The 22,463-nt window shown below is 69.6% G+C and carries 21 protein-coding genes; 17 read left to right on the forward strand and 4 right to left on the reverse strand.

Annotated elements, in window-relative coordinates; all coding sequences use genetic code 11:
- Positions 1–284 precede the first annotated feature (284 nt).
- From K4L06_RS18360 to K4L06_RS18370, 3 genes are all read right to left on the reverse strand, one after another.
- Positions 285–986: a DUF4159 domain-containing protein gene (locus K4L06_RS18360; RefSeq protein WP_221672767.1), complete on the reverse strand. Its 702-nt coding sequence runs from the start codon at positions 984–986 to the stop codon at positions 285–287.
- Positions 987–1,065: 79 nt separating this feature from the next.
- Positions 1,066–2,400 carry a TldD/PmbA family protein gene (locus K4L06_RS18365; protein WP_221672768.1) on the reverse strand — a complete coding sequence of 445 codons (1,335 nt, stop codon included), beginning with the start codon at positions 2,398–2,400 and terminating at the stop codon, positions 1,066–1,068.
- Positions 2,401–2,421: 21 nt separating this feature from the next.
- Positions 2,422–4,050, reverse strand: a complete 1,629-nt coding sequence (locus tag K4L06_RS18370) for a TldD/PmbA family protein (protein WP_221672769.1) — start codon at positions 4,048–4,050, stop codon at positions 2,422–2,424.
- 512 nt (positions 4,051–4,562) lie between these two features.
- Here K4L06_RS18370 and K4L06_RS18375 point away from each other — a divergent pair.
- The 17 genes from K4L06_RS18375 to K4L06_RS18455 all read left to right on the forward strand — a co-directional run bounded on the left by K4L06_RS18375 (position 4,563) and on the right by K4L06_RS18455 (position 21,249).
- Entirely contained in the window at positions 4,563–5,990 is a 1,428-nt protein-coding gene (locus K4L06_RS18375) for an aldehyde dehydrogenase (protein WP_221672770.1), read from the forward strand.
- 7 nt (positions 5,991–5,997) lie between these two features.
- The gene (gene can / locus K4L06_RS18380) at positions 5,998–6,678 is read left to right on the forward strand and encodes a carbonate dehydratase (RefSeq protein ID WP_221672771.1); all 681 of its coding nucleotides are present in this window, start codon (positions 5,998–6,000) and stop codon (positions 6,676–6,678) included.
- A complete protein-coding gene (locus tag K4L06_RS18385) occupies positions 6,675–7,115 on the forward strand; it encodes a RidA family protein (RefSeq protein WP_221672772.1) in 441 nt (146 codons plus the stop codon). Before can ends, K4L06_RS18385 begins: the two co-directional genes overlap by 4 nt.
- Before the next feature lie 2 nt (positions 7,116–7,117).
- On the forward strand, positions 7,118–7,663 hold the full coding sequence (locus K4L06_RS18390) for a 3-hydroxyanthranilate 3,4-dioxygenase (RefSeq protein WP_221672773.1): 546 nt from the start codon (positions 7,118–7,120) through the stop codon (positions 7,661–7,663).
- A gap of 10 nt (positions 7,664–7,673) precedes the next feature.
- The gene (locus K4L06_RS18395; RefSeq protein ID WP_221672774.1) at positions 7,674–9,035 is read left to right on the forward strand and encodes an amidohydrolase family protein; all 1,362 of its coding nucleotides are present in this window, start codon (positions 7,674–7,676) and stop codon (positions 9,033–9,035) included.
- Positions 9,036–9,044: 9 nt separating this feature from the next.
- A complete protein-coding gene (locus K4L06_RS18400) occupies positions 9,045–10,055 on the forward strand; it encodes an amidohydrolase family protein (protein WP_221672775.1) in 1,011 nt (336 codons plus the stop codon).
- Between the two features lie 49 nt (positions 10,056–10,104).
- Entirely contained in the window at positions 10,105–10,479 is a 375-nt protein-coding gene (locus tag K4L06_RS18405) for a 5-carboxymethyl-2-hydroxymuconate Delta-isomerase (RefSeq protein ID WP_221672776.1), read from the forward strand.
- Between the two features lie 4 nt (positions 10,480–10,483).
- Positions 10,484–11,770, forward strand: a complete 1,287-nt coding sequence (gene kynU, locus K4L06_RS18410; protein WP_221672777.1) for a kynureninase — start codon at positions 10,484–10,486, stop codon at positions 11,768–11,770.
- A 112-nt stretch (positions 11,771–11,882) separates the two neighbouring features.
- Positions 11,883–12,179: a GIY-YIG nuclease family protein gene (locus tag K4L06_RS18415; RefSeq protein ID WP_221672778.1), complete on the forward strand. Its 297-nt coding sequence runs from the start codon at positions 11,883–11,885 to the stop codon at positions 12,177–12,179.
- A 91-nt stretch (positions 12,180–12,270) separates the two neighbouring features.
- Positions 12,271–13,638, forward strand: coding sequence for an NAD(P)/FAD-dependent oxidoreductase (locus tag K4L06_RS18420; protein ID WP_221672779.1), 1,368 nt, complete (start codon positions 12,271–12,273; stop codon positions 13,636–13,638).
- 4 nt (positions 13,639–13,642) lie between these two features.
- A complete protein-coding gene (gene sbcB / locus K4L06_RS18425) occupies positions 13,643–15,085 on the forward strand; it encodes an exodeoxyribonuclease I (RefSeq protein WP_221672780.1) in 1,443 nt (480 codons plus the stop codon).
- A 163-nt stretch (positions 15,086–15,248) separates the two neighbouring features.
- Positions 15,249–15,935, forward strand: a complete 687-nt coding sequence (locus K4L06_RS18430) for a DUF2461 domain-containing protein (RefSeq protein ID WP_221672781.1) — start codon at positions 15,249–15,251, stop codon at positions 15,933–15,935.
- Positions 15,936–16,064: 129 nt separating this feature from the next.
- On the forward strand, positions 16,065–17,222 hold the full coding sequence (locus tag K4L06_RS18435; RefSeq protein WP_221672782.1) for an MFS transporter: 1,158 nt from the start codon (positions 16,065–16,067) through the stop codon (positions 17,220–17,222).
- 255 nt (positions 17,223–17,477) lie between these two features.
- Complete coding sequence (locus tag K4L06_RS18440; protein WP_255595225.1) at positions 17,478–18,368, forward strand: hypothetical protein; 891 nt, start codon at positions 17,478–17,480, stop codon at positions 18,366–18,368.
- A gap of 11 nt (positions 18,369–18,379) precedes the next feature.
- On the forward strand, positions 18,380–19,558 hold the full coding sequence (locus tag K4L06_RS18445; protein ID WP_221672783.1) for a DUF4785 domain-containing protein: 1,179 nt from the start codon (positions 18,380–18,382) through the stop codon (positions 19,556–19,558).
- Between the two features lie 423 nt (positions 19,559–19,981).
- Entirely contained in the window at positions 19,982–20,533 is a 552-nt protein-coding gene (locus K4L06_RS18450) for a DUF2939 domain-containing protein (RefSeq protein ID WP_221672784.1), read from the forward strand.
- Between the two features lie 206 nt (positions 20,534–20,739).
- Positions 20,740–21,249 (forward strand): CHRD domain-containing protein, encoded by a 510-nt coding sequence (locus K4L06_RS18455; protein ID WP_221672785.1) that lies wholly within the window; start codon positions 20,740–20,742, stop codon positions 21,247–21,249.
- A gap of 123 nt (positions 21,250–21,372) precedes the next feature.
- On the opposite strand, the gene K4L06_RS18460 is transcribed toward K4L06_RS18455, so the two are convergent.
- Entirely contained in the window at positions 21,373–22,293 is a 921-nt protein-coding gene (locus K4L06_RS18460; protein ID WP_221672786.1) for a 5'-nucleotidase, read from the reverse strand.
- Positions 22,294–22,463: the final 170 nt, after the last annotated feature.

The following is a 22,463-nucleotide window of genomic DNA, read 5'->3' on the forward strand; positions in this document are numbered from 1 at the left end:
ATTCCTACTGCGTCAAATGCAACGGCAAGAGCAAAAGCAAGAGCAACAGCAAATCCCCCGCATCCGCTGCGCGGACGCCGCCCCCTTTGTCAAAGGGGGCAAAGGCGCGAGCGCTGGCCGCAACCGCCAGGCCCTTAGCCTTTCTCGCGCCTTTCCCGCACTTTTCTCGCGCCTTTTCCGGACCTCTGCCTTGCCTTTGCCTGCGCCTTCGACCGCGCCCTACGATTCCCTATTCCCTATTCCCTATTCCCTATTCCCTATTCCCCATTCCCCATTCCCGGCTCTCACCCCATCAACGCATACATCACTATATTGACCGCGAACTTGGTGTTGTCCTCGGCCAGGAAGCGCTTGTTGCGCCAGTCGTAGTCCCATTCGCAGCCGTAGTCCTTGTTGCTGTACAGCACGCCCAGGCGGCCGTCGATCTCGATGCCCTGCAGGTAGTCGTGAACCAGGTCGTCGCCCCAGCCGTTGAGCTCGAAGCCGGTCGCCGGCGGACCGTCGAAGACGAAGAAGCTGCGGTAGAGAGGATGGTTCTTAGGCAGGCGCTTGAGCGCCTTGCGGCCGAAGATCGACGCCATCTGGCTTTCGAACGAACGCGCGAACAGACCGTCGATGTCGTGGTTGCAGTCGTCGACGAAGACGAAGCCGCCGTTGCGCACGTAGCGCTCGAAATTGCGCCGTTCCTCGGGGTTGAACTCGACCAGCTTGTGCCCGGCCAGGTAGCAGAACGGCGCGCCGAGCATCTTCGGATCGGACAAGGCCAGCACGTGTTCCTTCGGGTCCACCCGCAGATCGGTGTAGTCGACCAGCGCGGTGATCAGGTTGGCCGGCATGCGCTGGTCCACGTCCCAGTCGCCGGAGTCGTACTTGAGCCGGGTGAACCAGAAGTCGTAGTCGGCCGCGGCCCGCGCCAGCGGCGAGCGCGCCAGCCAGGCCCCGGCCAGGCCGCCGGCGAGCAGGCGCAGGAAGGCGGCGCGGTTCATCGCCGCCCTCGCCCGCCGGCGCGCGAGGGCCGGGACGGTCCGCGATGCCGCTGCGGCGAACCGTCCCGCACCGCCATGCTCAGACCGCGTCCGAGAGCGAGGTGAAGGTGAAATCGCGCAGCTTCATCGGCGGGATCATCATCACGAAGTTGGACTCGTCGCCGGCCACGCGCACCGGGCGGCCGAGCTCCTCGATGTTGTTGAGCATGATCACCGGCGATTCGTTGAAGCGGAAGTTCTTCACCGGATGCTTGATGACGCCGTTCTCGATGTAGAAGGTGCCGTCGCGGGTCAGCCCGGTCAGCAGCACGGTCTGCGGATCGACCAGGCGGATGTACCAGGTGCGGGTGACCAGGATGCCCTTCTGGGTGCCCTTGATCAGCTCGGCGGTGGACTTGTCGCCGCCGGCCATCAGCAGGTTGCCCGGCTGGCCGACCGCCTTCTTGCCCTGCTTCTGCGCCCAGTAGCGCGAATAGCCCAGCGCGGCGATCTTGCCGTTCTCGACCACCGCCATCTTCTCGCGCGGCAGGCCCTCGTTGTCCCAGGGCAGCACCGCGGCGCGCACGTCCCAGGGATCGGCGCTGATGTTGACCCGGCTGTCGTAGACCTGCTCGCCGAGCTTGTTGCCGCCGCCCTTCTTGGACAGGAAGCTGCGGCCTTCGTCGGCTTGACGCGCGTCGAAGAAGCCCATCATGAACGAGATCAGCCCGGCGGCCGCGGCCGGCTCCAGGATCACCGTGTACTTGCCCGGCTCCAGCGCCTTGGCTTCGGCCGATTCGGTGGCCTTGCGCATGGCGATGCGGACCTCGCTGTCGGCCTTGAACTCGGCGGCGTCCTTGAGGTTGCGGCCGACCCAGCCCGAACCGCGGCCGTCGTCGGTGCGCACGGTGCAGGTGTAGTTGAAATTGGTCGCCTTCTGATAGCCGAAGTTGCCGTTGCTGTTGGCGATCGCGACGAAGCTGCGGCCGTCCTCGAGGAAACCGGCGGCGGTCAGCTTGCCGGCGCGGCAGGGCGCGATCGAGTCGGACGCGGCCTTGGCGCGGAACTCGGGATCGATCGCCGCGGTGGATTCGCTGAAGGTCGGGCTGGGCTTGTAGTCCTGCTTGCCGATCGCCGGCACGAACTCGGGATTCTCCGGCGCCAGCCGGGCCAGGTCCTCGGCGCGGCGCACCACCCGCTCCAGCGCGGCGTCGTCGAACTCGTTGATCGTGGCGATGCCGACGCGCTTGCCGAACGCCACCTGCACGGCCAGGTCGACGTTGCTGACGATGCCGCTGGTGGACACGTCGTTGAGGGCGAAACGGATGTTGCCGTCGACCGACCCGGTCAGGGTCGCGGTGCACTCGTCGGCCTTGGACAGGGCGATGACCTTGTCGAGGATGGCCTTGGCTTCGGCTTCGGTGAAGATGCTCATGGTCGTGTTCTCCTGCGCCGGTCAGCCGAGCTTGCGGGCGGTGTTGATGACGTTGACGCCGTTGAAGCGCGCCGTGGCGGAGCCGTGCGAGACCGCCGAGACCTGGCCCGGCTGGCCCTTGCCGTCGAAGAACGAGCCGCCCAGGCGGTAGTCGCTTTCGTCGCAGACGGCGACGCAGGAGTTCCAGAATTCCGGGGTGCGGATCTGGTAGGCCACGTCTTCGAGCATGCCGGTGATCTTGCCGTTCTTGATCTCGTAGAACAGCTGGCCGCCGAACTGGGCGTTGTAGCGCTGCTGGTCGATCGAGAACGAGCCGTCGCCGACGATGTAGATGCCGTTCTCCACGTCCTTGATCATGTCGGCGACGCTGAGCTTGTTCTTGCCCGCCGCCAGCGACACGTTGGCCATGCGCTGGAACTGCACGCTGGACCAGGAGTCGGCGTAGCAGCAGCCGTCGGATTCGGTCTTGCCGAGGATGTGGGCCTGGTCGCGGATGGTCTGGTAATCGACCAGCACGCCGTCCTTGATCAGGTCCCAGCGCTTGGTCTTGACGCCTTCGTCGTCGAAGCCGACCGCGCCGAGGCTGCCGGCCTGGGTCTTGTCGGCGAACACGGTGACCTGGTCGCTGCCGTACTTGAACGCCGACTTGAGCTTGTCGACGGTGGCGAAGCTGGTGCCGGCGTAGTTGGCCTCGTAGCCGAGCACGCGGTCGAGCTCGAGCGGATGGCCGATCGACTCGTGGATGGTCAGCCAGGTGTGCGAGGGGTCGAGCACCAGGTCGTACTTGCCCGGCTTGACCGAGGGCGCGCTGAGCTTCTGCCGCGCCTGCTTGGCCGCGGCGACCGCGTCCTCGACCATGTCGTAGGAGTCGCGATAGTTGACCACGCCGTTGGGCGAGACGACCTTGCCCGAGGCGGCGCCGTCCAGATACTCGTAGCCCATGCCCATCGGCGAGGACAGGCCTTCGCGGGTGCGGAACTTGCCGCTGGCCTTGTCGATCGCGGTCACCGTCATCGGCGCCCACACCCGGTGCACGTCCTGGTCGATGTAGGAGCCGTCGGTCGAGGCGAAGTATTTCTGTTCGTTGACCAGGAACAGCATCGAGTTGACGAAATCGGCGCCGGCCTTGAGCGCGGCGGCGTTCACGCTCAGCAGCAGCTCGGCCTTGTCCTTGATCGGCACTTCCATCGCGTTCTTGCGGATCGGGGTTTTCCAAGCCACCTCGCCCACGCCCGGAGTCTTGGCCAGCTCGACCTTGGCGGTCTGGGTCTTGGCGTTGGCGCGGGCGATCGCGGCGGCCTGCTTGGCCGCCTCGGCCACGCTCTTGTCGTCCAGGCGGTTGGTCGCGGCGAAGCCCCAGGCGCCGTCGACCAACACGCGGATGCCGATCCCGGTCGACTCGGTGTTGACCACGTTCTCGACCTTGTCCTCGCGGGTGATCACGAATTGGCGCAGGTAGCGGCCGATGCGCACGTCGCAATAGCCGGCGCCGGCGCCGCGGGCGGCGGTCAGCGCGGTGTCGGCCAGGCGCTTCTTGCGCGCCACATCGAGCGGAACCAGCAGCGCTTCGGCGGCGATGGCGCTGCCGAAGGGAATCATCAGACCGGCGATGCCGAGCCCGGTCATGCTGAGGAAGTTGCGTCTGTCCACGTTGGCTCCGCCCGTTATGGCCCGTGCGATCGGTTGCGAACCGCGTCGCAAGGCATGGATGAATGTGACCGCCGGACTGTGCGCAGCGGCTCAGCGCGCAGTCAAGTGCCGTCCGCCACCGCGTCATGGCATCGTCATCGCCCCTGCACGCGCTGCGCACACAACCAGGATGCGGCGCAAGCGAACGCGGTTGCACGCGGGATTTACGCTGCTATCGGCGCGACGCGACCGGCGCGTTCGCACACCGCCGCGACGGCGATCGCAGCCTCGGAACGAGACGATGCGCACCTGGCACGGCCCAAGGGTCATGCATGACTTTGGTCACGGGTTGGGGGGCGGGAATGGGGAATCGGGAATGGGGAATCGGGATTAGCAGAAGCGAAAGCAGAGCAAAGCCGGTGCTTGCGAATTCTGCAGCTTTGCCGATTCGGGTTTTCCATTCCCGACTCCCCGATTCCCCATTCCCCATTCCCGACTCTCGATTCCCAGCCACAAGCGTTAAGCTTGGCGCCATGCACAAATTCCGGCACTGGATCGACGGACAGCCCCGCGATGCGGCCGGGGGCCGTTGGCTCGACGTCCACGACCCCGCCAGTGCGCTGGCGTATGCGCAGGTCGCCGCCGGCGACGCCGACGACGTCGAACTCGCCGCGAGCGCGGCGCAGCGCGCCCTGCCCGGCTGGGCCGGGCTGCCGCCGAGCGAACGCGCGCGCTGGCTGGAGGCTCTGGCCACGGCGCTGGAGGCGCGGCTGGAGGATTTCGCCCGGGCCGAATCGCGCGATGGCGGCAAGCCGATCCGGCTGGCCCGCGAGGCCGAAATTCCGCGCGCCGTGGCCAATCTGCGCTTCTTCGCCCAGGCCGCGACCCAGTTCGCCAGCGAATCGCATCACGGCCAGGCCGGGCTGAACTACACCCTGCGTACCCCGCTGGGCGTGGTCGCGACGATCTCGCCCTGGAACCTGCCGCTGTACCTGTTCACCTGGAAGATCGCCCCGGCCCTGGCCGCCGGCAATACGGTGATCGCCAAGCCCTCCGAGGTGACCCCGGCCACCGCGACCCTGCTCGGCGAGCTCGCCGCGCAGATCGGTTTCCCGCCCGGCGTGCTCAACATCGTCCACGGCCTCGGCCCCGAGGTCGGCGAAGCGATGGTCCGGCACCCGGCGGTGAAGGCGATCTCCTTCACCGGCAGCACCGCGGTCGGCCGGCGCATCGCCGGCATCGCCGCGCCGATGCTGCGCAAGGTCTCGCTGGAGCTCGGCGGCAAGAACCCGACCCTGGTGTTCGCCGACAGCGATTGGCGCGCCCAGCTCGACACCCTGGTGCGCTCGGCGTTCCAGAACTCCGGGCAGATCTGCCTGTGCGGTTCGCGCCTGCTGATCGAGCGCAGCATCTACGCCGAGGTCCGCGATGCCTTGGTCGAACGCGCGCAGGCCTTGCGCGTCGGCGACCCCGGCGACGAGAGCACCGCGCTCGGCCCGCTGGTGTCGCAGGCCCATTACGACAAGGTCGTGGCCGCGCTGCAGCGCGCCCGCGACGAAGGCGGCACGGTGCTGTGCGGCGGCCAGGCGCTGGACCGGCCCGGCTGGTACGTCGCCCCGACCCTGATCGAAGGCCTGGGCCCGGACTGCGCCAGCAACCGCGAAGAGATTTTCGGCCCGGTCGCGACCCTGCAGGCCTTCGACGACGACGAGCATGCCCTGGCCCTGGCCAACGCCAGCGACTACGGCCTCAGCGCTAGCCTATGGACGCGCGACCTCAACCGCGCCCATCGCCTGGCCGCGCGCCTCAACGTCGGCATGGTCTGGATCAACACCTGGCTGCAACGCGACCTGCGCACGCCGTTCGGCGGCGTCGGCGCGTCCGGCCTCGGCCGCGAAGGCGGCGTCGAGGCGATGCGTTTCTTCACCGAGGCCAAGAACGTCGGCCTCCACCTGGGATGACCGCTGCATGAGTAGTACCGCCACCAGTCCGCTCGAAGACCTGCTCGAGCGCAATCGCGAATGGTCCGAACGGATCAACGCCGAAGACCCCGAGTTCTTCGCCCGCCTGTCTCGCCAGCAGGCGCCGGAGTACCTGTGGATCGGCTGCTCCGATTCGCGCGTGCCGGCCAACCAGATCATCGACATGGCCCCGGGCGAAGTCTTCGTCCACCGCAACATCGCCAACGTGGTCGTGCACACCGACCTCAACTGCCTGTCGGTGATCCAGTTCGCGGTCGACGTGCTCAAGGTCAAGCACATCCTGGTGGTCGGCCACTACGGCTGCGGCGGCGTCCACGCCGCGCTGCACGGCCAGCGCGTCGGCCTGGCCGACAACTGGCTGCGCCACGTCGCCGACGTCGCCGACAAGCACGCCGGCTGCATCCACCATGCGCACAGCGACGAGCGCCACGACCGCCTGTGCGAGCTCAACGTGATCGAGCAGGTGCAGAACGTGTGCCTGACCACCATCGTCCGCGACGCCTGGAGCCGCGGCCAGCCGCTGGCCGTGCACGGCTGGGTCTACAGCCTGCGCAACGGCCTGGTCCACGACATGGGCATCGACGTCGACGCCTACGACAAGCTCGACGGCCTTTACGCCGCGGCGGTGACCCGGGTCAACGGCTACCGCGGGGATTCGCCGCGATGAGCCAGGCGGTGCGCACCGACGCCGCGCCGCGCCCGGTCGGGCGCTACCCGCATGCGCGCCGGGTCGGCGAACTGCTGTTCCTGTCCGGGGTCGGTCCGCGCGACGCGGCCAGCAACGCCGTGCCCGGCAACGTCCACGACGCCGACGGCCGGCTGATCGCCTACGACATCGAGCTGCAATGCCGCTCGGTGTTCGCCAACGTGCGCGCGGTGCTCGAAGCCAGCGGCGCGTCCTGGGACGACCTGGTCGACGTCACCGTCTACCTGACCGACATGGCGCGCGATTTCGCCGCCTACAACGCGGTCTGGGCCGAGTACTTCCCCGACATCGAGCATGCGCCGTGCCGGACCACGCTCGGCATCACCGCCCTGCCGACCCCGATCGCGATCGAACTCAAATGCATCGCCCGCCTGCCGGCGGACGCCGCCAAGGACTGACCATGCTGCCCGGCCCGATCAACCTGCAAGCCTGGATCGACGAACACCGCCATCTGCTCAAGCCGCCGGTCGGCAACAAGGTGATCTACGTCGGCGACTTCATCGTCATGGTGGTCGGCGGGCCCAACCAGCGCACCGACTACCACTGGGACGAAGGCCCGGAGTGGTTCTACCAGCTCGAGGGCGAGATGGTCCTGCGCATCCAGGAAACTCTGTCTGACGGCAGCGGCGCGGTGCGCGACATCCCGATCCGCGCCGGCGAGACCTTCCTGCTGCCGCCGCGGGTGCCGCATTCGCCGCAGCGCCTGCCCGACTCGGTCGGCCTGGTGATCGAGCGCAAGCGCCTGGCGCACGAGGACGACGGCCTGATGTGGTTCTGCGAGCGCTGCAACCACAAGCTGTACGAAGAGTTCTTCAAGCTGCGCAACATCGAGACCGATTTCCCGCCGGTGTTCGACCGCTTCTATTCCTCGCGCGAGCATCGCACTTGCGGCGAGTGCGGGCATCTGAACCCGGCGCCGGCGCGCTACGCGATGCCCGATACCTGAGGCCGCGGCGATGCGGGCGCCTACGCAATCGTCGTTGCGCCGGCTGGGCGGCCTGCTCGCCGCAGCCTTGCCGGCCCTCGCGGCGGCCGCACCTTCGCCCGAGCCGGCCCCGGCCGTCGTGGTGCTCGCCGGGTGCCTGATCGCCGAACCCGGCGAGGCGGCGCTCGGCCCGCACACCCTGCTGCTCCGCGACGGTCGCGTGCAGCGGCTGCAATCCGGCCTGGACCGCACCGCCGAGGCCGGCGCGCGCGTGCTCGACCTGTCGCAGGCCTGCGTCCTGCCGGGGCTGATCGACGCGCACATGCACCTGGCGATCGATTCGGAAGCCGATCCCGCGCTGTACGCCGAGCCGGCGCGGCTGGCCCTGGCGGTGGCCGGCTATGCGCGGCGTCTGCTGCGCGCCGGCGTGACCACGGTGCGCGACGTCGGCGACAACACCGGCGTGACCTACGCCGTGCGCGACGCGATCGAGGCCGGCACCGTCGAAGGCCCGCGCATCCTCGCCGCCGGCCGGATCGTCTCGCGCAGCGGCGGTCACGGCGCCAAGCGCGCCGCGCCCGGCGACGTCGCCGCTCCGCCGGCCGCATGCGACGGCCCCGAATCCTGCCGCCGCGCGGTGCGCGAGAACGTCGAGGCCGGCGCCGACTGGATCAAGCTGACCGTGTCCGGCTCCGGCCGCGAAACCGGCGGCCGCGCGCAGGCCGCGCCGATCCTGTTCCAGGACGAACTCGACAACGCGACCGCGGCGGCGCGGCAGGCGCAGCGCCCGGTCGCCGCGCACGCCCACAGCACCCAGGCGATCGACCTGGCGCTGCGCGCCGGCGCGCGCACGATCGAGCATGGCACCTATTTCGACGCCGGCTCGACGGCGCTGTTCAAGCGCCGACAGGCCTACCTGGTGCCGACCGCGTTCATCGCCCACTACGTCGGCACCCAGTTGGACCGCTTCGCCGGCGGCCGCGACGGCCAGTCGCAGCAGGACCTGCGCGCCTGGGTCGACGCCGCCAGGCAAACCCCGGGCCGGGCCTGGCGCGCCGGCGTGCCGCTGGCGCTGGGCACCGACGCAGGCCCCAGCTTCGCCACCGATGCGACCGCGCGCGAAGTCGCGCATTACGTCGAATCCGGCGTGCCGGCGGCCGCGGCGCTGCGCGCGGCCACCGCCGGCAACGCCGACGCGCTCGGCCTGGGCGCGGAGCTCGGTCGGCTGCGCCCCGGCCTGCGCGCCGATCTGATCGCGGTGGACGGCGACCCGCAACGCGACCCGGCCCTACTGCAACGCGTGCGCATGGTCATGAAACACGGCCGGCTGGTCTGCCTGAACGACTGCGCCGAAGCCGGCGCGGGATCGCCAGCGCAGGAACCGGCCAAGTAGACTGCCGCCATGCTCAAGATCGACACCCACGCCCACTACCTGCCGCGCGACTGGCCCGACCTGGCGCGCAAGTACGGCGACGACCGCTTTCCGGTGATCCACCACACCGAGGACGGCCGCCATCGCATCTACAAGGACGGCAAGTTCTTCCGCGAGATCTGGTCCAAGACCTGGGACCCGGTGGAGCGGATGGAGGACTACGCCCGCTTCGGCGTGCAGGTGCAGGTGATCAGCACCGTGCCGGTGATGTTCAGCTACTGGGCCAAGGCGCACCAGGCGCTGGACCTGCACCAGGCGCTCAACGAACACATGGCCCAGGCCTGCCGCGACTATCCGCGCCACTACGCCGGCATCGGCACCGTGCCGCTGCAATCGCCGCGGCTGGCGGTGCAGGAGCTGGAGCGCTGCATGGACCAGCTCGGCCTGCAGGGCGTGCAGATCGGCAGCCACGTCAACGACTGGAACCTGGACGCGCCGGAGCTGTTCGAGTTCTTCCAGGCCGCCAGCGAGTTGGGCGCGGCGATCCTGGTCCACCCCTGGGACATGATGGGCACGCCGAGCATGCCCAAGTACTGGCTGCCCTGGCTGGTCGGCATGCCGGCCGAGCAGTCGCGCGCGGCCTGCTGCCTGGTGTTCGGCGGCGTGCTCGAACGCCTGCCGAAGCTGAAGATCTGCCTGGCTCACGGCGGCGGCAGTTTCCCTTACACCATCGGCCGGATCGAGCACGGCTTCAACATGCGCCCGGACCTGGTCGCCACCGACAACCCGCGCAATCCGCGCGACTACCTGTCGCAGCTGTATTTCGATTCCTGGGTCGCCGACCCGCGCGCCCTGCAGTACCTGCTCGACACCTGCGGCGTGTCGCGGGTGATGCTCGGCACCGACTACCCCTTCCCGCTCGGCGAGCAATCGCCCGGCGCCGGCATCGCCTCGCTGGACCTGCCGCCGGCCGACCAGGCCCGGCTGTACCACGGCACCGCGCTGGAATGGCTGGGCTTGCCGAAGTCGCGTTTCGAATGAACCCCGATCGCTCCGCCCGCCACGACGCCTGCGTCCGCACGAGCCCCGCATGCCGCACCTGACCCTGCACTACACTGCCAACCTCGCCGGCTTCGACGCCGACGCCGCGTTGGCGACGCTCAACCGCGTCCTCGCCGACAGCGGCCATTTCGACGAAGCCTCGATCAAGAGCCGGGCCCTGCGCCTGGATCACTACCGCATCGGCACCGCCGACGCCGGCCGCGGTTTCGTCCATGCCCAGCTCAAGATCCTGCCGGGCCGCGACGCCGCGGTGCGCGCCGCCTTGTCGCAGGCCGTGCTCGACGCGCTGCGCGCCCGACTGCCGGCCTCGGCCGGCGCGGCCGAATTCCAACTCTGCGTCGAAGTCGACGAGATCGTCGCCGACGCCTACCGCAAACACGTACTCGCTCCGGACCCGCTCTGACCCCATGACCGACCTGCATTCCGCGGCCCACGCCGCCGCCCTGGACGCCGCCGATCCGTTGCCGACCCTGCGCGAGCAGTTCCTGGTCCCGCGCCACGGCGGCGCCGAACAGGCCTACTTCGTCGGCAACTCGCTCGGCCTGCAGCCGCGCGGCGCCCGCGCCCATGTCGAGGAAGTGCTGGACAAGTGGGCGACCGAAGCGGTCGAAGGCCACTTCACCGGCCAGGCGCAGTGGATGCCCTATCACGAACTGGTGCGCGAACCGCTGGCGCGGCTGGTCGGCGCGCAGCCGCAGGAAGTGGTGGCGATGAATTCGCTGACCGCCAACCTGCACCTGATGATGGTCAGCTTCTACCGCCCGACCCGCGAACGCCCGGCGATCCTGATCGAGGCCGGCAGCTTTCCGTCCGACCGCTACGCGATGGCCTCGCAGATCGCTTTCCACGGCTTCGACCCGGCCGTCGACCTGATCGAGCTGGAGCCCGACCGTCCCGGCGGCCTGATCTCGATGGAACGCATCGAGCGCGCCATCGCCGAGCACGGCCCGCGCCTGGCCCTGGTGCTGTGGCCGGGCGTGCAGTACCGCACTGGGCAAGCCTTCGACCTGGCCGAAATCGCCCGCCTCGCCCACGCCCAGGGCGCGTTGTGCGGCTTCGACCTGGCCCACGGCGTCGGCAACCTGGATCTGCGCCTGCACGACAGCGGCACCGATTTCGCGGTCTGGTGCCACTACAAGTACGTCAACGCCGGCCCCGGCGCGGTCGCCGGCTGCTTCGTCCACGAGCGCCACGCCGGCACCGACCGGCCGCGCTTCGCCGGCTGGTGGGGCCACCAGGCCGCGACCCGCTTCCGCATGGGGCCGGAGTTCGTGCCGACTCTCGGCGCCGAAGGCTGGCAGCTCAGCAACCCGCCGATCCTCGGCCTGGCGCCGCTGCGCGCCTCGCTGGAGCTGTTCGACCGGATCGGCATGGCCGCGCTGCGCGACAAGTCGCTGCGCCTGACCAGCTACCTGGAGCGACTGATCCGCGCGCGCCTGGCGCAGACCCTCGAGATCGTGACCCCGGCCGATCCTACCCAGCGCGGCTGCCAGCTCTCGCTGCGGGTCATCGGCGGCCGCGGCCTGGTCGGCCGCGAAGCCGGCCGCGCCCTGTTCGACTACCTCGCCGCCCAGGGCGTGCTCGGCGACTGGCGCGAACCGGACGTGATCCGGATCTCGCCGGCGCCGTTGTACAACACCCATGCCGATATCGCACGGTTCGTGCAGGCAGTGGAGGATTGGCAGGGGAGCTGAGACGGCCGTAAGCCGATGCTGATGCTTACGCCCAGCGTCACGTTGCCAGTACTGCCACGCCCCTATCTATCGTCATTCCCGCGAAGGCGGGAATCCAGAGCGAGGTCGTAGCGTGAAGTCTCCCGCGGTCTACCTGCTGGCCAGCGCAAAACGCGGCACCCTCTACATCGGAGCGACCTCGAACCTGATTCAGCGGGTGTGGCAACATCGGAATCATGCGGCGGACGGATTCAGCAACCGCTACGACGTCACCCGCCTGGTTTGGTACGAGCAGCACGAAACGATGGAAAGCGCCATTCTTCGCGAAAAACAGCTGAAGAAGTGGAATCGGCAATGGAAGATCGGTCTGATCGAAGAAAGCAACCCAGACTGGCGGGACCTATGGCAAGACATCGCAAGTTCCGGCTGAAGTCTCTGGATTCCCGCCTTCGCGGGAATGACGGCCTGCGGGTTTCTGGCAGCCCGGCCCCTCTCATGCGGCGTGCCGCAGGACTCATTCTTTGAACGTGTCTACCGACAAACACCTCACCATCATCGGCGCCGGCCTCGCCGGCGCCCTGCTCGCCACCCTGCTCGCCCGCCGCGGCTGGCAGGTCGACGTGTACGAGAAGCGCGGCGATCCGCGCCAGCAGGGCTATCAGGGCGGGCGCTCGATCAACCTGGCCCTGGCCGAGCGCGGCCGCCACGCGCTGCGCCTGGCCGGCGCCGACGAGGCGGTGATGGCGCAGGCGGTGATGATGCGCGGGCGCATGGTCCACTTCCTCGACGGCCGCACCGACCTGCAGCGCTACGGTCGCGACGACAGCGAAGTGATCTGGTCGGTGCACCGCGGCGAGCTCAACCTGATCCTGTTGCAGATCGCCGAAGACGCCGGCGCGCAGCTGCATTTCCACCGCGGCCTGCAGTCGGTCGATTTCGAACGCCGCCTGGCGGTGTTCCACGACGACCGCGACGACAGCGCGCACGAGATCGTGTTCAACAGCCTGGTCGGCGCCGACGGCGCCGGCTCGGCCCTGCGCGGGGCGATGAAGCAGGCCGTCGACCTGGGCGAGCGCACCGAGTTCCTCGGCCATTCCTACAAGGAGCTGGAGATCCCGCCGGCCGCCGACGGCGGCTTCAGCATCGAGCCCAACGCCCTGCACATCTGGCCGCGCGGCCGCTACATGTGCATCGCCCTGCCCAACGACGAGCGCACCTTCACCGTCACCCTGTTCCTGCCCAACCAGGGCGAGCCGGGCTTCGACACCGTGCGCAGCGGCGCCGATGCGCGGGCCTTGTTCGAACGCGACTTCGCCGATGCCCTGCCGCTGATTCCGCAACTGGAACAGGACTTCGAGCGCAACCCGACCGGCCTGTTGGCGACCTTGTACCTGGACCGCTGGCACCTGGACGACCGCGCGGTGCTGCTCGGCGACGCCGCCCACGCGATGGTGCCGTTCCACGGCCAGGGCATGAACTGCGCGTTCGAAGACTGCGTCGCCCTGGCCGAGCGCCTGCTCGCCGACGACGACCGCGCCCGCGCCTTCGCCGATTTCCAGGCCCGGCGCCTGCCGAGCGCGCGCGCGATCCAGGCCATGGCGCTGGAGAACTACCTGGAGATGCGCGACCGCGTCGACGACGACGATTACCTGCTGCAGCGCGCCCTGGAGCGCGAGCTGGCCGAGCGCCACCCGGACCGGTTCATGCCGCGCTACGCCATGGTCACCTTCCACCGCATGCCCTACGAGGTCGCCTTCGAGCGCGGCCAGCGCCAGCGCGAGCTGCTGGTCGAGCTGACCCGCGGCCACGACAGCCTGGCCAGCCTGGACTGGGATGCGGTCGACGCGACCGTGCGCGCGCGCCTGAGCCCGCTGCCCGCGGACGAGTGAGCCCATGGCCGCGAGCTTTTTGTTCTACGACCTGGAAACCTTCGGCGCCGATCCGCGCACGACCCGCATCGCCCAGTTCGCCGCGATCCGCACCGATCCCGACCTCAACCCGGTCGAGACGCCGATCAGCGTGTTCGTCAAGCCCGCCGACGACCTGCTGCCCTCGCCGATCGCGACCCTGATCACCGGCATCGCGCCGCAGGACGCGCTGCGCGACGGCGTCGGCGAGGCCGAGATCTTCGCCCGCATCTTCGACGAGATGGCGCGCCCGCAGACCTGCAGCGCCGGCTACAACTCGCTGCGCTTCGACGACGAATTCGTCCGCCACGGCCTGTTCCGCAATTTCTACGATCCCTACGAACGCGAGTGGCGCAACGGCAATTCGCGCTGGGACCTGCTCGACGTGCTGCGCCTGGCGCACGCCTTGCGTCCGGACGGGGTGATCTGGCCGCAGCGCGAGGACGGCGCGACCTCGTTCAAGCTCGAGCACCTGGCCGAGGCCAACGGCGTGCGCGAAGGCGATGCGCACGAAGCCCTGTCCGACGTGCGCGCCCTGATCGGCATCGCGCGCAAGTTCAAGACCGCGCAACCGCGGCTGTGGGACTACGCCCTGCGCCTGCGCGACAAGCGTTTCGCCGCCGGCCTGCTCGACATCATCGGCATGGTCCCGGCGCTGCACGTCTCCCAGCGCTACCCGGCCGCGCGCTTGTGCGCCGCGCCGGTGATCCCGCTGGCGCGGCATCCGCGCATCGACAGCCGGGTGCTGGTGTTCGATCTGGCCCAGGATCCGCAGGCGCTGCTGAACCTGGCCGCGGACGAGATCGCCGACCGCCTGTACACGCCGACCGCCGACCTGCCCGAGGGCGAGGAGCGGATCGCGCTCAAGGAAGTGCATCTGAACCGCTGCCCGTCGTTGATCGCCTGGAACCACCTGCGCCCGGCCGACTTCGACCGGCTGCGGATCGACCCGGCCCAGGTCGAGCGCCGCGCCGCGCAGATCCGCGAAGCCGGTCCGGAATTGGTCGAGAAGGTCCGTCGCGTCTACGCCGAGGATGCGGCGCGCGAGCCCGGCGACGTCGACGGCTCGCTCTACGACGCCTTCATCAACGAAGCCGACAAGCGCCTGTTCCGGATCGTCCGCAGCACCGCGCCGGAAGCGCTCAACAGCGTGGAGTTCGACTTCCGCGACGCGCGCTTGCCCGAGCTGTTGTTCCGCTACCGGGCGCGCAACTGGCCGCACACGCTCGACGCCGGCGAACGCCGGCGCTGGGACGACTACCGACGGCGCCGGCTGGGCCAAGACGCCGGCCTGGCCGAATACGGCTTCGAGCGCTTCCACGCCGAACTGCTGCAGGCCCGCGCGATGGCCGGCGAGGACGGCGCCAAGCACGTGCTGCTGGACCGGCTGCAGGACTGGGCGGAGCAGATCGAGCGAGGGCTGGGTTAAGGGCGAGAAGTGCGCGCAGAGAAGCGAGGAGCCAGCCGGATCGCTGCAGTCGGCCGACCGGCGACGATCTGCACACACCGCCCTACCCCGCTCCGGCTAATCTTCCCCTCTCCCTGCTCTGGCTCTGCTCACTACTCACTCCTCTGCGCTCTCTCCTAGCCTTATGCCCGGTTACTTCTCCGAAGCCAGCTTCAAATTCCTGCGTTCGCTGGCGCGCAACAACAACCGCGAATGGTTCCATGCCCACAAGGCGGCCTACGAGGAGCAGGTGCGCAGGCCGTTCCAGCGCCTGTTGACCGACCTGCAGCCGGTGCTGGCCGAAGTCAGCCCGCATTACCGCAGCGAGCCCAAGACCGTCGGAGGCTCGCTGTTCCGGATCCAGCGCGACACCCGCTTCGCCAACGACAAGGCGCCGTACAAGACCCACCAGGGCGCGCGCCTGTTCCACGAGCGCGGGCGCCAGGTCGAATCGCCCTCGTTCTACATCCACCTGCAGGGCGGCGAGTGCTTCATCGCCGCCGGGGTCTGGCATCCGCAACCCGACACCCTGCGCAAGATCCGCCACTTCGTCCTCGACAACCCCGGCAGCTGGAAGGCCGCCGCCTACGCGCCGGCGTTCCGCAAGCGCTTCGACCTGGACGACAGCGAAATGCTGACCCGCGCCCCGCGCGGCTTCCCGGCCGAATTCGAGTTCGCCGACGACCTGCGGCGCAAGAACTTCGTCGCCCTGCGCGCGATCGACGACGCCGTCATGACCGGCCCGCGCCTGCTGTCGACGCTGCACAAGGACCTGACCGGGCTGGCTCCGTTCACCGACTATCTGTGCGCGGCGCTGGACCTGGAATTCTGAGCCCGATGCAGCGACCGCAAGATCGGAAGACAGCGATCGCGAGCTAGCGGAAGCTACAACTCTCTCCTATCTCCCAACCGCTATCTCCTGCTCTAATACGCCCGCCCCTTGCCGCAAGACGCCGCCCCGGTGCCTGCCGAATTCCGCCGTTACGCCCTGTTCTACCTCGGCTACTTCGGCGCGCTCGGCGCCTACACGCCCTACATCGGCCGCTGGGTCACCAGCCACGGCCACGGCGGCTATGCGGTCGGGGCGATGCTGGCGCTGTGGTACGGCGGCCGCATCCTGGCACCGCCAACCTGGGCGCGCTGGGTCGGGCGCAGCCCGCGGCCGGGCCATTGGCTGGTCGGCGGCTGCCTGCTGGCGCTGCTGATCTTCGCCGGCTTCCTGCGCTACGACCAAGGCCTGGCCCTATTCGCGGTGATGGGCCTGTTCGCGGTGTTCTTCAATGCGGTGATGCCGCAGTTCGAGGCGATGACCCTCAACGCGCTCGGTGCGCGCAACCACGACTACGGCCAGATCCGCATGTGGGGCTCGATCGGCTTCCTGCTGGTCGCGGCCAGCTACGGCTGGCTGCTCGACCGGCTCGGCGACGACGCCTTCGTCTGGCTGACCCTGCCCTGGCTGGCGCTGACCGTGGTCGCGGCCTGGCTGCATCGCGCCGACCCGGCCCAGCCGCCGGCGCCCGCCGATGCGCCGCGCGAAGCGCTGTGGCGCCGGCCGGGCATGCGTCCGCTGCTGGTCACGGTGCTGCTGACCCAGCTCGGATTCGGCCCGTTCTACGTGTTCTACACCTTGCACCTGCAGGCGCAGGGCCACGACGGCTTCGCGGTCGGCCTGCTGTGGGCGATCGGGGTGCTGTGCGAGATCGCGATGTTCTGGCAGGCGCCGCGGCTGGTGCAGCGGTTCGGCGCGCAACGGCTGCTGGCCGCGTGCATGCTCGCGACCGCGGTGCGCTGGACGATCGTCGCCGCGTTCGCCGACTCCTTCGCCTGGATGGCGCTGGCCCAGACCGGTCACTCCTTGAGCTTCGCCGCCTTCCACGCCGGCTGCATGCGGCGCATGGCCGAACTGTTCCCGGTCCGGCGCGACATGGCCGCGGCGCAAGGCCTGCTGTCGGCCTTCAGCAGCGGCATCGGCGGCGTACTCGGCGCCGGCATGGCCGCGTTGGCCTGGCAACTGGGCAGCGGCGCGCTGGCCTTCGGCGCCGGCACGGTCTGCGCCCTCGCCGCACTCGCCGTGCATCTGTCGGCCCAGCGCCGCCGCGGGACCGAAGCCGCGGCCTGAGCGGCGGCCGCGGATCCGCATTGCGGTAGCGCCGCGCACCCATTCGGAGTTGCGGTTTCTGTAAGCGTGCGCGCGGTCGCCTGGCAATCCCGCCGCGGTCACGCTTTTCATCGCCGCGCTACCGCGCTGCCGCATGACAGCAACATGCGCCTACGTATGCTCGAACCGAGGCCGTGCAGGATGCGCCGGCCACATCGATCGGGCGCGCCGGCGGGATGCCGGCCTCTTGCGCCCGGGCATTCTCGGGGAGGAGACATGCAACAACTCCGCAATCGGCGGCGGCCTGCGGCCGCGGCCGCACTCGCTGTCGCGCTCGTCGCGGTCGCGCCGCTGACCGCCGGCGCCAACACCGGCGTCGCCTTCGTCCACGGCACCGGCAAGCAGAGCAACGCCTACCAGGACTACTGGAAGCCGGCGATGGTCGACAGCGTGCGCCAGGGCCTGGCCAATCCGGCCAACTACACCGTGGTCAACTGCGATTTCGAGCAGTACATGTGGGACAGCCGCGCCGCCGGCTGCCTGGCCCAGCAACTGACCGACTTCATCGCCGCCCGGCAGATCACCCGCCTGATCGTGATCACCCATTCCAACGGCGGCAACGTGATGCGTTGGATCCTGTCCAATCCCACCTACGACAGCCGCTACCCCAACATCATCGCCAAGACCGTGCGGGTCAACGCGATCGCGCCGTCCTCGGCCGGCACCCCGCTCGCCGACGCGGCGATGAACGGCAACGTGTTCGAACAGGCGGTCGGCTGGCTGCTGGGCTACAAGTCCGACGCGGTGAAGATGCAGCAGGTCAGCTGGATGGCCAACTACAACCGCAACAACCTCTACGGCACGGCCGGCCGCCCGGCCCTGCCCAAGCCGTTCCGCAGCGTGGTCGGCAGCGACGTCGACTCCTCGCCGTTCGACAGCGACAGCTATTGCGGCGGCTACACCGAGAACGTCGGCCTGGAGACCACCCAGAACTGGCTCGACAGCTGCTCCGACGGCTTCCTCAACTGCTCCAGCCAGTCGGCCGCGGGCAGCGTCTGGTTCCAGGACAAGCAGCGCACCGCCGGCGGCGAACCGCTGAGCCACAACCAGAGCCGGCGCGCCTGCTTCAACCTCAACACCATCCTGCGCAGCGACATGACCCAATGAGGCCGACGACCATGCGAACGATCCTGACTCTCGCGCTGCTCGCCGCAGTCGCCGACGTCTTCGCCGCCGATGCGCCGCTGCTGCCGCCGGCCCGCACCGACCAGGTGCCGCAGCGGCTGAGCGCTCTGGCCGCGCCCAAGGCCGCGATCGAACGCGCGCCGGTGGGTTTTTCCTGGGCCTTGGACCCGTACGCGCCGCTGACCGCCGCCGCGCAGCCGACCGTCGCGGAAAGCCGCGAGTATTGGCAAGAGACCGACGGCGCCGAACTGCAGCGCGGCCTCGACCTGTCGACCAGCGCGCCGGGCGCGCTGATCCGGGTCAGCCCGGTCGCGGGCGCCGCGCCGGTGCCCGCGGATGCGGTGCAACTGCGTCGCGGCGGCCAGGCGGTCGCGCTGGCCAAGCGCAACGATGCCGCACAACTGCAAGCGGCCGGACTGCAGGTCGCCGACGGCAGCGCCGCGGTGCAACTGGCCGACCAGGCCGGCCCCGGCCGCTATGCGCTGCAGGTCGCGCAGGCGCGCGGCCGCTACCTGGTGCACGTGTACGAACCGCACAGCCCGGTGCGCCTGCATGCATCGCTGAGCCAAGACCGGGCCTTGGCCGGCGGCCGCAGCGAAGTCGTGGTCGACCTCAGCGACGGTCAGCGCCAGTTGTCCGATGCGCAAGGCAGCGCGCTGCTGGTCGCGCCTTCGGGCCGCAACTGGCCGCTGAGCCTGCAGCGTGGCCGCGACGGCCGCCTGCGCGCGCCGGTCGTCGTGCCCAGCGACGCCGGCGAACAGCCGGCCGGGCTGTGGGAGGTGCAGGTATTCGCCGCCGCCGGCGAGGTCCAGCGCGACGTGCGCACTGCGCTCGCGGTCGCCCAGCCGACCGCGCGCCTGGAAGGCCGCTACGCCTTCGACGCGCGCCGGATGAGCTTCGAACTGCCGGTGCGCGCCGCCTCGCCGGGCCGTTACGAGCTGCGCGGCACGCTGTACGCCAGCGGCCCGGACCGCAGGCTGCGCCCGATCGCGATCGCCCACAGCGCGCAATGGCTGGACAGCGGCAGCGGCCGGATCGAACTGGCCTTCGAGCGCAAGCAGTTGCCGGCCGGATTCGGCGCGCCGTTCGAACTGCGCCAGCTCGAACTCAACGACCAGAGCCGCCTGGCCCCGGTCGAGCGCCGCGAGCGGGCGGCGCGGGTCGGTCGCTGAGGCGCAGTAGCTTCGCAGGTTGGAAGCCCCTCTCCCGCCTGCGGGGTGAGGGGCTGCGATTGCGAGTCATTGGCTCGCGCGGCACCGAACGCCCGAACGCCGCGCGTTCGGGCCGGGATGGGGTTGGGGTGAGGGGCTGTTCGTGTGGTGTCGTGTCTTCGGATGCTGCGCTTGCGTACCTGAAAGCCCCTCTCCCGCTTGCGGGAGAGGGGTTGGGGTGAGGGGCTGTGCGGTATCGCGTCTTCGGCGGCCACGCTTGCGTACGTCGCTGCGGTTGGTCGCGGCTCGCGCCGCCCCAATAGGTGAGGCCGGATTCGCAGGCCGACGCCTTCCGTCCGGACCGGCGACGGAATACGGCTCCGCTTAAGCCAGCATCGGGCCAACGCCGCTAATCTGTCGGCTCACGCTCACCGGACCGCCCCGATGAAGAAATGGATCGCCTTGCTCGCGCTCGTCCTGGCCCTGTTGCTCGGCTACGTCGCTGCGGGACCTTTTTTGACCGTGCATGCGATCCGCAGCGCGGTCAAGGAAGGCAACACCGGCGAGTTGTCCAAGCACGTCGACTTCGCCGCGATCCGGCTCAGCCTCAAGGCCCAGGTCGACGACTACCTGGTGCGCCGCGCCGGTCCCGAGGTGCAGTCCAACCCGTTCGGCGCGATCGGCCTGAGCCTGGCCGGCAGCCTCGCCGGCACCGCGGTCGACGCGATCGCCACGCCGATGGGCATCGGCGCGGTGCTGGAAGGGCGCAAGCTGCTGCGCCGGGTCGACGGCAGCGCGAGCCGGCGCGACGCCTACCAACCGGTGGCGCCGGCCGAGCCGCTCAAGGAACTGAGCTATCGCTTCGAATCGCCGTCGCGCTTCACCGCCACCGTCGCCAATGCCGACGGCGATCCGGTGGTGTTCGTGCTGACCCGCAATGGGCTCAGCTGGACCGTCACCGACGTGCGCCTGCCCTTGGACAAGATGCTGCCCTGAGCCGCGCCCGCGTCGTCGCGCGACGACGCGGACGACGCGACCGGCCTGCATCGATCGTGCCAGGACCGATGCCGCCGGTCGCTCCGTTCGACCGTTGTTCCGGCGAATTTTCCGCGCTCGCATTTTTCACCCTCGGGTAACGCCGGCGGGCGCAGCGTCCGCTCGGGCGCCGTGCGCGCCCGTCCGCAGTCACGAGGGTCGAGAACATGAAACGCATCGCTTTGAGCGCGTTGATCGCGACGTTCGCGCTCGTCCCGGCGCAAGCCGAGCATCGCGAATTCCGCGCGGTCCTGGAAGGCAGCCAGGAGATTCCGCTGGTGTCCACCGCGGGCGGCGGCGGTTTCCGCGCGCGCCTGGACGGGGGCGCGATCCATTACGAGTTGTCGTACGCCGGCCTGGAAGGCGACGTGACCCAGGCGCATATCCATGTCGGACAGCGCGGCGTCAACGGCGGCGTCGCGGTATGGCTGTGCTCCAATCTCGCCAGCCCGCCGACGCCGGCCGGCGTGCAACCCTGCCCGGCCGCTCCCGCGCGCATCACCGGCACCATCCTGCCCGCCGACGTGGTCGGCCCGGCCGGCCAGGGCATCGCCGCCGGCGAGTTCGAGGAACTGGTCCGCGCCCTGCGCGACGGCAACGCCTACGCCAACGTCCACACCAGCAAGTTCCCCGGCGGCGAGGTGCGCAGCCAACTGGGCGATCCGCGCGAGGACTGAAGCGCGGCAGCGCCGGCCGAGCGCCGCACCGCGACCGGGCGGTTACGCGTTTGCTTTCGCGATCGTCGAATGAACCCGGCCACGCCGCCCGACGTGGCCGGCGCGTGCGCGACGCGGGAACGGTCAGCGGTTGGCGACTCCGTGCGGCACGTGGCCGGCGGCGACGTGGTCGCGCGCCGAGCGGATGTTGTGCTCGGAATCGTCGAAGAAGATGTCGGCGCCGAACGCTTCCAGGAACGGCCCCTTGGAGCGGCCGCCCAGAAACAGCGCCTCATCGAGGCGAATGTTCCATTCGCGCAGGGTGCGGATCACCCGCTCGTGGGCCGGAATCGAGCGCGCGGTGACCAGGGCGGTGCGGATCGGCGCGTCCTGGCCGACCGGGAACGCGGCCTGCAAGCGGTGCAAGGCGTCCAGAAAACCCCGGAACGGACCGCCGGACAGCGGCTCGCCGGCATGGCTGCGCTCGTGTTCGGTGAACGCGGTCAGGCCGCCCTCGCGCGACACGCGCTCGCCTTCGTCGTCGAAGATCACCGCGTCGCCGTCGAAAGCGATGCGCAACTGGTCCGGGCTCAGGTGCGGCGCCAGCCGCGACGGCGGAATCGCCGGCAGCAGGGTCGCCGCGGCGACGCCGGCGGCGAGCGCGGAACCGACGTCCTCGGCGTTGGCCGATAGGAACAGGTCGGCGCCGAACGGACGGATGTAGGGGAACGGCGGCGCGCCGTTGCTGAACGCCGCGCGCTTGATCGACAGGCCGTGGTGGGCGATCGAATTGAAGATGCGCAGGCCGCTGTCGGCGGAGTTGCGCGAGATCAGGATCACCTCGACCCGCGGCGCTTCCGGCGGCGCGCCGTGATTGAGCGCCAGCAGTTTGCGCACCAGCGGGAAGGCGATGCCGGGCCGCAGCACGTCGTCCTCGTGCTCGCGCTGGAACGAGGCGTAGGCGTCGATGCCCTCGCGCTCGAACAGCGCGTGGCTGTCTTCCATGTCGAACAAGGTTCGCGAGGAGATCGCGACGATCAACGGATCGGCATCACGGTCGGGCATGGGGGCATTGTAGAGGAACCCGGCCGCGGCGACGCCTAGGCCGGAAGCCAGTGATGAGGGAGGAGTAAAGAGGAACGAGCTACGGCAGGAGCCCTGCACGTTTCTCTTTACCCGTTCCTCCGCGCTCATTTCCGGGTTCGCGCTCCTCCCCGGGCTCCCCACCCTATATC

This window comes from Lysobacter sp. BMK333-48F3, assembly GCF_019733395.1.
Lineage (GTDB): Bacteria > Pseudomonadota > Gammaproteobacteria > Xanthomonadales > Xanthomonadaceae > Lysobacter.